This window comes from uncultured Clostridium sp., assembly GCF_910588715.1.
In the GTDB taxonomy this organism is placed as follows: Bacteria; Bacillota; Clostridia; order Clostridiales; family Clostridiaceae; genus Clostridium.
In genome coordinates, this window is sequence record NZ_CAJURG010000001.1 from 397,960 (window position 1) to 411,044 (window position 13,085).

Consider the following 13,085-nt stretch of genomic DNA (forward strand, 5'->3'; position numbering starts at 1 on the left):
CTGCTATAAATTTAACGTATTAAAATATAAATACATTATATTAAAGACAAGAAAAAAAATAAAGAGAAAAATAAAAAAATTGTCGAATTTTTTATTTCTCTTTATTTTTATACTCTTACTTTTATATATTATTGGTTCCTAAGGTATTTATATCTATTTTTATTTCACTTCTACATTTATATCCTTCTTGTGTTACATTTATATTTTTAAATGCAACTGACATCATCAATTTAATTCTATTTAATTGATTAACTTCTGATGATCCTGGATCATAATCTACTGCTATAATGTTTGAAAATGGATATTTAGTTTTTAATATCTTTATCATCCCTTTACCTGTAACATGATTAGGTAAGCACGCAAATGGTTGAACACATACTATGTTGTTTACATCATTTTCTATAAGCTCAATCATTTCACCTGTTAATAACCAACCTTCACCTGTTTGATTTCCTAATGAAACTACACTTGAAGCTTTATTTGCAAGATTTTTTATATAAATTGGATTTCCAAATCTTTTACTTTTTTTAAGCTCTTTTATAACAACTTTTCTAAATGATTCAATATAGCTAATTGCTATAATACATACATTTTTAACAATATGACTTTTAGATAAATATTTACTTTTAAAATTAGAATTATAACAACAGTATAAAAAGAAATCTAATAATTCAGGAACTACAACTTCAGCACCTTCACTTTCTAAAATATTAACAATATTATTATTTGCTGTTGGATGATATTTAACTAATATTTCTCCTACAACTCCTACTTTAGGTTTTTTAATATCATTTATCTCTAATTCATCAAACTCCCTTATTATATTTTTTATATTTTCATTCATTTCTCTTTTATTTCCATTTAAAATATTTTCAAAGGCTTTTTCTCTCCAAAACTCATATAATTTATTTGCAGAACCTAATATCTTTTCATAAGGTCTTACTCTATAAAGTACTCTCATAAATAAATCTCCATATATAACTCCCATTACAAGTCTTTTAATAAGAGAATAACTTATGGTAAATCCCGGTTGCTTTTCAATACCTAGTACATTTAATGATATTATAGGAACATTTTCAAAACCTGCTTCTTTCAATCCTTTTCTTAAAAAACCTATATAATTAGTTGCCCTACATCCACCACCAGTTTGACTTATTATTACTGCAGTTTTTTTTGTGTCATACTTTCCAGATTTTAAGGCACTTATTATTTGTCCTATTACTAAGATAGATGGATAACATGCATCATTATTTACATATTTTATACCTTCTTCTATAGCTTCTTTATCATTTGCAGGTAAAACCTCTAAATTATACCCCACTGATTTAGCTGCCTTTTCTATAAATTGAAAATGCATTGGTGACATTTGTGGAGAAAGAATTGTCCACTCTTTTTTCATTTCCTTAGTAAATAAAACTTTGTTATACTTATTATCAAAAGTTTTAAGTTCTATTTTATTCTTTTCTCTTTCTTCCATAGCTGCTTTTAATGATCTAATTCTAATTTTTACTGCACCTAAATTACTTCCTTCATCTATTTTTATTAAAGTATACATTTTCCCCTTTGATGCTAATATTTCCGATACTTGGTCACTTGTTACAGCATCTAATCCACAACCAAATGAAGTAAGTTGAACCAATTCTAAATCATTTCTTTCCTTAACAAAAGCTGCTGCTCTATAAAGTCTAGTATGATACATCCATTGGTCTATAACTCTAATTGGTCTATCTAAGTTTCCTAAATGAGCAACACTATCTTCAGTAAACACAGCCATATTATATGAAGTAATTATATCTGTTAAACCATGATTTATTTCTTGGTCTATATGATATGGTCTACCACTTAAAACTATGCCTTTCATATTATTTTCTTCAATATATTTTAATGTTTCTTCACCCTTTTTTCTTATATCACTTATTACCTTTTCCCTTTCTTCAAAAGCTGAATCTACAGCTATTTTGGCTTCCTTAATGGTTATATTAAACTCTTTAAATATATCATAAATTCTCTTGTATAATTTCTCTTTATTATCAAGTGATAAAAATGGAGAAATATACTTTATATTTTCTTTATTAATTTCATCTATATTATTTTTTATAACTTGAGGATATGATGTAACAACGGGACAGTTATAATGGTTATTTGCCTTATTATCTTCTTTATATTCATAAGGTATACATGGATAAAATATAGTTTTTATTCCATTATTTATTAATGACATTATATGTCCATGAGTTAACTTTGCTGGATAGCATACTGATTCTGATGGGATTGTTTCTATTCCTAAATTAAATATTTTTTTACTTGAAGGAGAAGAAAGTATAACTCTAAATTTTAATTTTGTTAAAAGAGTAAACCAAAATGGGTAATTTTCATAAATATTTAAAACTCTTGGTATACCAATTTCTCCTCTTACTGCTTCCTCCTTAGATAATGGTTTGTAATTAAAAATTCTTGATAACTTATATTTGTATAAATTAGGAACCTTCAACTTTTTAGAACTAATCTCTAATGGCCTTTCACACCTATTTCCAGTTATATATTTTCCATCATTATCAAATTTATTTATAGTTAATAAACAATTATTTCCGCATCCTCCGCACCTTTCACAAGTAGTATTAAAACTAAAGCTTTCTAACTTTTCTTCTTTTATTAAAGTAGATACCTCTCCTTCCTTATAATTTTCCTTACTAACTAACGCTGCTCCATAAGCTCCCATTAACCCTGCTATATCAGGTCTCATAACATTAGCCCCTGTTAATTTTTCAAAACTCCTTAATACCCCATCATTGTAAAATGTTCCACCTTGTACAATTATGTTTTTTCCTAACTCCTCAAAGTTTCTAATTTTTATAACCTTATACAATGCATTTTTTATAACTGAATAACATAATCCAGCAGAAATATCTCCAACACTAGCTCCTTCTTTTTGAACTTGCTTTACTTTAGAATTCATAAAAACTGTACATCTAGACCCTAAATCAACTGGCTTTTTAGCTTTAACTGAAAGAGATGCAAATTCATCTATTGAAATATTTAATGACTTACTAAATCCTTCTATAAATGAACCACATCCAGATGAACAAGCTTCATTTAATAATATATTATTTATTACACCTTCTTTAATCATTAAAGCTTTCATGTCTTGTCCACCAATATCTAGTATAAAATCAACATTAGGCATAAATGATTTTGCCCCTTTAAAATGACATACAGTTTCAATTTCTCCTATATCTATTCCCAAAGCTGCTTTTATTAAACCTTCTCCATACCCCGTTACTGTAGCCTTTGCTATAGTTATATCATCATTTATCTTTTTATATAAATCTTTTAATATATCGACTGTTTTATTTAATGGACTTCCTTCATTATTATTATAACTAGAATATAATAATTCATTTTTTTCACTTATTACTACTAATTTAGTAGTTGTAGAACCTGCATCTATACCTATAAATACCTTACCCCTATAATCTAATAAATTAGCTCTTTTAACCTTGTTAGATGAATGTCTATTTATAAATTCTAAATATTCCTTATCATCTTTAAATAAAGGCTCTAAAACGTCTTGTAATTCATCTTTACAATCAATCTTATTTAAGTTTTCTATTAAATTTTCCAATGTAACAATACTTTCATTTTCTGATAATAATGCTGCACCAATAGCAACATATAACTCTGAATTTTTAGGTATAATATACTCTCCTTCTTTTAAGTTCAAGGTTTCTATAAATCTTTTTGTTAAACCATCTAGAAAATGTAGTGGTCCTCCTAAAAAAGCTACATTACCACGTATTGGCTTCCCACAAGCAAGTCCGCTTATAGTTTGATTTACAACAGCTTGAAAAATAGATGCTGCAATATCACTTTTCTTAGCGCCTTCATTAATAAGAGGTTGAATATCTGTTTTTGCAAATACACCACATCTAGATGCTATTGGATATATAATATTTGAATCCTTAGATAATTCATTTACTCCTTTTGCATCTGTATTTAATAATACTGCCATTTGATCAATGAATGCACCTGTTCCACCTGCACAAGTTCCATTCATTCTTTGGTCAATTCCATCTTTTAAATATGTTATTTTTGCATCTTCTCCACCAAGTTCTATTACAACGTCAGTTTTATGTAAAAACTCTTCAACAGCCTTTGTACATGATATAACCTCTTGCTCAAAATTAACTCTTAACCATTTTGATACTGCAATTCCTCCTGATCCTGTAACTATTACTCTTAAATTAACATTTCCTATATTATCCATACATTCATTTAGTACATTATTTAATGTATTTTTAATATCCGAAAGATGTCTTTTGTAATCACTATATATTACTTTATTATAATAATCTAAAATCACAACTTTTATAGTTGTTGAACCTACATCTATTCCTAACTTAAAACTTTTCATTATTATCCCTCTTCCTTAAATTTTCAACTTTCCAAATTGCACCATTTTTCTTGTTTTAATATATATTATTACCATAATATTTTTTTATGAATAATATTATATTTTATAGACAATAATTTAAATAATAAATCAAGATCTATGGGAGGTCATCATGAGTTATTTTACTGATGGGAATAAATATTATAATAATAAAGATTATTCTAAAGCAATTGAATATTACATAAAATCAATTGATGCTAATGAAAATGAAGGATTTGCTTATTATAATACTGGTGTATGTTATATAAAGCTTAAGGATTTTAAATCTGCTATTAATATGCTAAAAAAAGCATTAACCATACACGAAGAAAGTAAATATTATTTTAATTTAGCATACTGTTATGCAATGTTAGAAAAAACTAATAAAGCATTAATTTATTTTAATAGAGCCTGGGCTCTAGATGCTTCAGATAAAGATTGTGAAAAAGCAATAAATTTAATTATGTCTAAAAATAAAAAAGCGCTATAAAAGCGCTTTTCTTTTACCACTCTCCTGCAATGCTATCAGTAATATGCTCTTCATAAAAGTCATCATTATTAAAATAATCACCTGCATAATAAAACGTAGTATCTACTGGTATCCATTTATCAATTTCACTTATATAAACTTCATTCCATGCATGTGGTCCAAATTGCGAACCATCATATGCAGTTCCTGTTAATAATCTAACCTTTAAATTTACTGCTCTTGCCATGGCAACATACAGACATGAATAATCAAAACAAATTCCACTTTTTGTATTAAATGCTGTTATTGCTCCACTATCTTCCACCTTTTCATTATTTAAAGCCTTTTTAGCTCTATCATAATCATATTTTAAATTACTACCTATCCATGAATATAATATTCTAGCTTTATCCATATCATTATCAACATTTTCAGTTAAATTTATTGCCATTTCATTAATTTCTTTAGTAGACTTAATTCCATCTTCTAATGTTACTCCATTATAATATATTACTATATTACTAGCTGGTAAAAACTCTTCAACAATTTCATCGGTAAGTTTACTTGTATTTTCCTGTAATATTTCTTCTAGCTCAGAGTATATTTTATTTTCATTAAATACTGCTACTTTATTAAAACTTCCTATTGTATTATTGTAAGTAATTATAAATATAAAAATAATTGATATAATTATAATACTTTTTAAAATTCCAAATAATGATGATAATAATACTAGTAAAATACTATTTCCTCTATTTATATTTGAAAATATAGGAATTAAAATTATTTTTAAAAGCTTATATAAAATGCCTTGTATAGTGAAAAATAAAATTATCAATAAAATAATTTTAAAAATATCATTATATATTCCATTTAAGCTTGAAATTTTCAAAACTATATTTGTAATACTTTTAAGTGTTACATCTATTTTTAAAGATATTAATAAAATACTTATAAATATAGAAAAATAATAAATAACCCTTTCTAAAGAAAAACTTATTGTTCTTCTTTTAATAGTATTTTTAACACTACTAATTATAGATAATATTAATATAAATAAGCATATTGAATAAGATAGCATTTCATTCATTAAACTTCCCCTTTATTTAAAAATCTTCTGATTTAACTATAGATTTAATAACATCTTTAATTAAATCATAATCATACCCTTTTCCTACTAAAAATCTAAATAACTTTTGTGATAATTTATAATTATCATTTTCTCTTTTAGATAAAATCTTGTATTTTTTTAATGCTATCTCATGTAAATCTGATTTTACTTCATCTGTATCTAATTTTTCTAATTCTTCTTCAATTATACTTTCATTTATGCCTTTTTGTATAAGTGTATATTTAATTTTTTTCTTTCCTTGGTTTTTAGACTTATCTTTTACATACATTTTGACATAAGTTATATCATTTAATAAATTATATTCCCTTAAAAAACTTATTGTTCGTTTAATTATATGGTCTTCATATCCCTTTAATGCTAATTTGTCCCTTAACTCCTTTTCAGTTTTATAAGTCCTTTCAATTATTTTAAGAGCTGAATTTTTGCATTTTATATAATTATCTTCATTTGCTATCTTTTTTAATTTTTCAACATCAACTTTATCTTTAACTTTTAAATTTTCTTTATATACTAATTCTGCACTTATAGAAAAAGCATATTCTTCATCGATATAAATATTTACTCGTTCTTTATTTTTTTTACCTAGTTCAATTTTAGTTATTATACTCACAATTATTGCCACCTTATGAAGATTTTAATATATGAATAGTGGGATTATTTAATACATTATTTGCTACTTCATATATTTCATCAGCAGTTATTGTATTTAAACTATCCATATCTTTTAAAAATTCAAATATATCTTCACCTTCTAAACTTTGACTTAATATATAATTACATAATTCCACCGAATCTTCTAATGTAGATATTACTGCTGTTTTATGAACTTTCTTCATTATATTTAAATCATGCTCTCCAATTATTATTTTTCTAAACTTAATATCTTCAAAAATATTTTCAATTGCAGTTGATGCATCTTCAATATCTTCTTCATCTACAGCTGTATATACATATAATGTTTTTACATTTTGAGTTATATCTAAATGCGAATATATATCATATGCCAACCCCCTATTTTCTCTTATTTCTCTAAATAATAATGAGTTAGCACTTTCACCAAGCCTATGATTTAATATTCTTAATGGTAATTCATACTTTTTATCTAAATCATAAAATGTAAATAAATAAATTATTGTACAAAGTTCTATATTTTCCCTAGTAGTTATCTTTTTTATATTTTTATTTTTCTCATCCTTAACTACTAATTCAATATTCTCTTTTGCTTCCCATTTACCAAAATATTTTGATATTTCTTTAATAGCCTCATCATGTGATAATGATGATACCATTGTTATCAATGCATTATTAGGTATATAATATTTTTTATAATACTCATAAAGTTCTTTCTTTGTAAATGATTTTACATTTTCATCTAAACCTGCAACATCATATCTTAATGCACTTTTATTAAATGCTATTTCATTTATTTTTTTAAAACTAAAATCCTCTACATTATCTTTACTCGATCTTATTTCTGCTAATATTACTCCCCTTTCTTTTTCAACTTCTTCGTCTGGAAACTTAGAGCGAATTAACATATCACTTAATATTTCTATAGCACTTTTTAACTCTTCTTCTAAACAACTTATTGAATAAACTGTTTGTGAAAAATCTGTATAAGCATTATACTCTCCCCCTAAAGCCTCTAAATCATCATTTAACTTTTGAAATGTTCTATTTTCAGTTCCCTTAAATAACATGTGTTCTATATAATGGGAAATTCCCTTTTCATTTAACCCTTCATTTAAAGCACCAACTTTGACACCTATGTTAATTGATGAGATTTGGGTATCTTTTTGTATTGTTATCACTTCTAAACCATTTTCTAATTTATGCTTTTTTACATCAAAATTTATTTTTACCATATCTTATACCTTCCCCCATCCTTATAATTTCCTCTAGAATTATAATATAATATGTTTAACTTATAATTACAACCAAATAATATTTCTATACTTAATACATTTTTTATAATACAATTTTTATATGAATTATTATGCATTATTTTGTATGATAGTTTATAATTAAATAATAATATTTTATAATTTATAATAAACTTAATTTTTAAAGGAGAATTTATGAAAAAAACTATATTAATAATAGAAGATGAATTAAAGATAAGATTTCTTTTAAGAGATTATTTAAATGCAGCAGGATTTAATGTTTTAGAAGCTTGTGATGGAGATGAAGGACTATTTGTTTTTAAAAATAATAAAGTTGACCTTATTCTTTTAGATATAATGATGCCTAAAATTGATGGAATAACAGTATTAGAAACTATTAGGGAAGTATCTAATTTACCTATAATTTTACTTACAGCTAAAAGTCAAGAAGAGGATAAGCTTTTTGGATATGAAATGGGTGCTGATGATTATGTAACAAAACCTTTTTCACCTAAAATATTAATTGCAAAAATTAAAGCCTTATTAAAAAGAACTATTTCTGATAAAGATGATTTTAATCTCACTCAAAACTATAATGGACTAACTATAAATAAATTAGCTCATGAAGTAAAAATTAATAATGAATCATTAACACTTTCACCAAAAGAATTTGAACTTTTAGTTTACTTATCTGATAATATGGGAATAGCTCTAAGCAGAGATACTATTTTAGATAATGTTTGGGGAATAGATTATTATGGTGATTTAAGAACTGTTGATACAAATATTAAAAGACTTCGCGAAAAACTTGGTGAAAAGTCTAATTATATTATAACTGTTAGGGGTAGTGGCTATAAATTTGAGGTTCAAAATGAAAAATAGTATTTCAAAAAGAATAACACTAATAACCTTTGGACTTATATCAATAGTTTTTTTACTTACTTTTTTATTTCAAAATATGTTTTTTGAAGAATTTTATTTAACAAAAAAAACTGAATCACTAATATTAGATGTTAAAAGAATTAAAACACTATATTCTTATCAAAATTTTAATACTGGTAATTTAAGCAATGCATTAATAAATTATGAAGAAAAAAATAATTCACGTATTGCTATATTTTCTTTAGATGGTACTATTGAATATTTATCTTATTTTGATAAAAATAATATCGAAGATATGAAATCACTTACAGACTTTTGTTCTGAGTTATTATCTAACGAAGAATTAATTCAAGAAGTTTTACTAACAAATAAAATTAAAAGTACTATTTTTACTAATAGATATAGTTCTTATAAAAAAATAGGCATAATATCGTCAATGTCTCTTCAAAGCAAAAATGATGCCATACTTATTTCAGTCTCCTCTGTTCAACCAATAAAGGAGGCCTCAAGTGTAATTCGTAGCTTTTATATATATTTATTTATAGGATTTTTAATCTTGGCTATTTTTTTATCTAAAATTTATTCTAAATTAATAAGTACACCTCTTATTAATTTAAATAAAGTGGCTAAACGTATGTCTAATTTAGATTTTGAAGCTAAATGTGAAGTAAATTCTGATGATGAAATTGGGAATTTAGCAAAGACGCTTAATTTCTTATCTTCTAATCTTGAAAATTCACTTCAAAGGCTTCAAGAAAAGAATGAACAATTAGAAAAAGATATTGAAAAGGAAAGAAATCTTGAAAATATGAGAAAAGACTTTGTTTCTAGCGTTAGCCATGATTTAAAAACGCCCCTTGGGATTATTAGTGGTTATGCTGAAGGTTTAAAAGATGGAATTGTCTCTGGAAAAGATGCTGAAAACTATCTTGAAACAATAATAGATGAAGCAACTAAGATGAATCTTCTTTTAACAAATATGTTGGATTTATCAAAGCTTGAATCAGATACCATAAGTTTAAATTTAGAGTCTTTTAATATAGTAAGACTTATTCGAGGTATGGTAAAAAGATTTTCATTAGAGCTTCAAAATAAGGAATTAAATGTTGTATTTAATCTTCCAGAATATTCCTATGTAGAAGGCGATGTTATGATGTTAGAAAGAGTTGTTCAAAATCTTTTATCTAATGCAATAAAATATACTCCTAGAGGAAATATAATTCTTATATCCGCTATAGAAAAGGAAGAAAACTATTTAATTTCAATTGAAAATAAAGGAATTACTATTCCTGATAAAGAACTTGATAATGTTTTTGCACGATTTTATAGACTTGATAAATCTGGTGATAGAACTAAAAATAGTTATGGTCTTGGATTAGCTACCGTAAAAAGAATATTAACTCTTCATAATAGTAATTTTTTAATAAATAATGGTGAAAATAGTGTCATATTTAGTTTCACACTAAAAAAACAAGATTTAATATCATCAGATGAATTTGAAATATAAAATAAATGGGTACCTATTTTTAAGGTACCCATTTAAATATTTTATCTAAACTTTAACTATATTTTTGAAACTCTTAATTGATATAATTGCACTAAATATGAATATAATTATTGATACTAAGACACTTATAACAAAAGTCAAGTTTAGGTCTTCTGATAAAAACTTTCCTAAAACCTTTATTGCAAAAAAGCTATGAATTAAGCCTATAGATAATGGAAGCACATAAAACAATATAACTTCTTTTCTTATTGCTTTTTGTAAGTCTTTTTTTGATGCTCCTATATTTTTTAAAATTTTATATTTATCTTTATCTTCTGTAGCATCACTATATATCTTAATATAAATAATACTAGCTTCTGCAAGTACAAATACTAAAAATAAAAATGATCCAATAGCATAAACAAGTTTTAGCCACTCTACATTTTTAGTTTTATAAATTCCCACTTGAAAATTAATATCATTTGAAATATAGGGCTCTAATTTTTGAGATAATTTAATTATAGTATCTTCATTTAAAAATTTGTTATCATCATTTATCTTAATTCCATAAAAATTTATTAATTCTCCTTTTAATTTAAGATTTTCATACTCATCACTATTAACAACTATTGTTGCATAATTTAATAAGGAACCTAATACTTTAAATCTTATATTGCCTTCACTAATTTCAAATACTTTATCAGCAATAGTAACTTTATTTTTTTTAATAAAGCTTGCTAATGTTCCAGGTCTTTGAATATATATTGCTTTATTTCCTTTAACCATTTCTTCATTAACTTTTTCTAAATCCTTTTCATATCCATTAATTTTTAAAATATCCCTAAATTTATTATATGGAATTACTATATACTTTTCTTTTTGAAATTCATCAACATCTTTTAATGTATTATCCACCATTAATACATCAGTACTTAAATCAAATTTCTTTTCCCTTAATAAATCAGTAATTTCTTTATTTATATTTAAATTATCTATTTTATTTGTAGAAGAAAAAGACATTGAAAATAACTGATCATTTTGTTCACTCATTGAATATAATCTTCTCATTGATACTGATGTACCTAAAACAGTTACTGTACATGCAGTTAAAATACCAATTGTAGCATAAGTAGTGTAGTTTTTCTTTATTCTATAAGCTAAACTATTAATAGTTATTATATTTTCACCCTTATACAAAATATTTTTATTATTAATTATAAAATTAAGAGCTACTGGAATAACTGCATAAAATAATCCATAAGTACCTATACAAACTAATATTAAAGTTTTAAAAGCATTAATTTGAGATATAATTACCAAATAATATCCATATAAAATACATCCTAAAGATAATACAGCAATAATATAAATAAAAGCATTTACTTTAGGCATTTTTTCTACTCTTTTACTATTATTTATAAGTTCAATTACCTTACTTCTTGCAATATTAATAAATCCCTTAATACTCATTAGTAAAAATATTCCCGTAAAAATTAAAAATGTATTTATTACTGCATTAGCTGTAATATCAAGTTTTACATCAACCTTAAAACCAGCTAAAGCAAAAACTATCATTTGAAAAAACTTAGAAAATAATATTCCAACACAAATTCCAATTATACTAGCTGATATACAAATTAACATCATTTCTGAGAAATATATTTTACCTATAGTTTTTAAATCTACACCCATAAAGGTAAAAAGACCTATTTCTTTTTTTCTATTTTTTAAAAATATATTAGATGTATACCATATAAAAAATATCATAAATATAACTAAAATAACAGTTATTAATCGTAAAATCATTTCTGTATACATAATATTTGCTTCTCCTAAAAGCTTAATAGCCTCTCCATCAAGCAATATTAAAATATTACTTAATATAATTACAGAAAATATCATTGATATAAAAAACATTGTATATGTTTTTATATTATTTTTAAAATTACTAAAAGCTATAGAAAGTACACTCATTATTTAGCACCCCCTAAGGTTGCTAATAAATCAATTATCTTACCATAAAATTCTTTTCTATCATTTCCCCTATTTAATTGACATTTTATTTCTCCATCACTTAGCATATATACTTTTTTAGAATAACTTGCACTAAAAGCATCATGAGTAACCATTATTATTGTTGCTTTAGTATCTTCATTTACTTTTTTTAAGCACTCTAATAAATCTATAGATGACTTTGAATCTAATGCACCTGTTGGCTCATCTGCAAATATAACACTTGGATTAGTAATTAACGCTCTTGCAGCAGCCCCTCTTTGCTTTTGACCCCCAGATAACTCATAGGGATATTTTTTTAAATGATCCTTAAGCCCAAAAATTTCTGCCATTTTAATGACTTTTCTTTCTATTTCTTTATTTCCTTTTCTCCCTAAAGCTAATGGAAGAGCTATATTATCCATTAATGTCATATTATCTAAAAGACTATAATCTTGAAATATAAATCCTATTTTTTCTTTTCGAATATTAGATAATTCTTTATTTTTAACTTTAGTAATGTTTATTTTATCTAAAAATATTTCACCTTTAGTTGGCTTATCTAGCGTAGATAACAAATTTAAAAGTGTAGTTTTACCAGCTCCTGATGGACCCATTATTGATATAAATTCTCCCTTATCAACAGATAAAGAAATATTATTTAAAACTCTAGTTTTAAAACCTTTAATTCCATAATCCTTTGATAAATTATTTAATTTTAATATTTCACTCATTAGGCGTTTCCTCCAAAAATTAATTTATATTTTTCTAAAACATTAAAAACCTTATAAATTAATTTTAGTGGATTTTTA

Annotated in this window: 9 protein-coding genes; 3 read left to right on the forward strand and 6 right to left on the reverse strand. The window is 24.7% G+C overall.

Annotated elements, in window-relative coordinates; all coding sequences use genetic code 11:
- Nucleotides 1-121: 121 nt before the first annotated feature.
- Nucleotides 122-4,411 carry a 2-hydroxyacyl-CoA dehydratase gene (locus QZ321_RS01980; RefSeq protein ID WP_294196053.1) on the reverse strand — a complete coding sequence of 1,430 codons (4,290 nt, stop codon included), beginning with the start codon at nt 4,409-4,411 and terminating at the stop codon, nt 122-124.
- A 151-nt stretch (nt 4,412-4,562) separates the two neighbouring features.
- On the opposite strand from QZ321_RS01980, the gene QZ321_RS01985 reads away from it, so the two are divergent.
- Nucleotides 4,563-4,919 (forward strand): tetratricopeptide repeat protein, encoded by a 357-nt coding sequence (locus QZ321_RS01985; RefSeq protein ID WP_291748640.1) that lies wholly within the window; start codon nt 4,563-4,565, stop codon nt 4,917-4,919.
- Between the two features lie 13 nt (nt 4,920-4,932).
- Here the strand turns inward: QZ321_RS01985 and QZ321_RS01990 are convergent, their stop codons facing one another.
- The 3 genes from QZ321_RS01990 to QZ321_RS02000 are packed head-to-tail and all read right to left on the reverse strand — an operon-like array spanning nt 4,933 to nt 7,895.
- Nucleotides 4,933-5,988, reverse strand: coding sequence for a transglutaminase-like domain-containing protein (locus tag QZ321_RS01990; protein WP_294196054.1), 1,056 nt, complete (start codon nt 5,986-5,988; stop codon nt 4,933-4,935).
- Between the two features lie 16 nt (nt 5,989-6,004).
- Nucleotides 6,005-6,640, reverse strand: coding sequence for a recombination regulator RecX (gene recX, locus QZ321_RS01995; RefSeq protein WP_291748645.1), 636 nt, complete (start codon nt 6,638-6,640; stop codon nt 6,005-6,007).
- A gap of 13 nt (nt 6,641-6,653) precedes the next feature.
- Nucleotides 6,654-7,895 carry a pitrilysin family protein gene (locus QZ321_RS02000; RefSeq protein ID WP_291748647.1) on the reverse strand — a complete coding sequence of 414 codons (1,242 nt, stop codon included), beginning with the start codon at nt 7,893-7,895 and terminating at the stop codon, nt 6,654-6,656.
- Between the two features lie 213 nt (nt 7,896-8,108).
- On the opposite strand from QZ321_RS02000, the gene QZ321_RS02005 reads away from it, so the two are divergent.
- Nucleotides 8,109-8,795, forward strand: coding sequence for a response regulator transcription factor (locus tag QZ321_RS02005; protein ID WP_291748651.1), 687 nt, complete (start codon nt 8,109-8,111; stop codon nt 8,793-8,795).
- Nucleotides 8,785-10,302, forward strand: coding sequence for a HAMP domain-containing sensor histidine kinase (locus tag QZ321_RS02010; protein WP_291748653.1), 1,518 nt, complete (start codon nt 8,785-8,787; stop codon nt 10,300-10,302). Before QZ321_RS02005 ends, QZ321_RS02010 begins: the two co-directional genes overlap by 11 nt.
- 45 nt (nt 10,303-10,347) lie before the next feature.
- Here QZ321_RS02010 and QZ321_RS02015 read toward each other — a convergent pair whose 3' ends face one another.
- Both QZ321_RS02015 and QZ321_RS02020 read right to left on the reverse strand, forming a co-directional pair.
- Nucleotides 10,348-12,255 (reverse strand): ABC transporter permease, encoded by a 1,908-nt coding sequence (locus QZ321_RS02015; protein WP_291748656.1) that lies wholly within the window; start codon nt 12,253-12,255, stop codon nt 10,348-10,350.
- Nucleotides 12,255-13,007 carry an ABC transporter ATP-binding protein gene (locus QZ321_RS02020; protein ID WP_294196057.1) on the reverse strand — a complete coding sequence of 251 codons (753 nt, stop codon included), beginning with the start codon at nt 13,005-13,007 and terminating at the stop codon, nt 12,255-12,257. Before QZ321_RS02020 ends, QZ321_RS02015 begins: the two co-directional genes overlap by 1 nt.
- Nucleotides 13,008-13,085 lie beyond the last annotated feature (78 nt).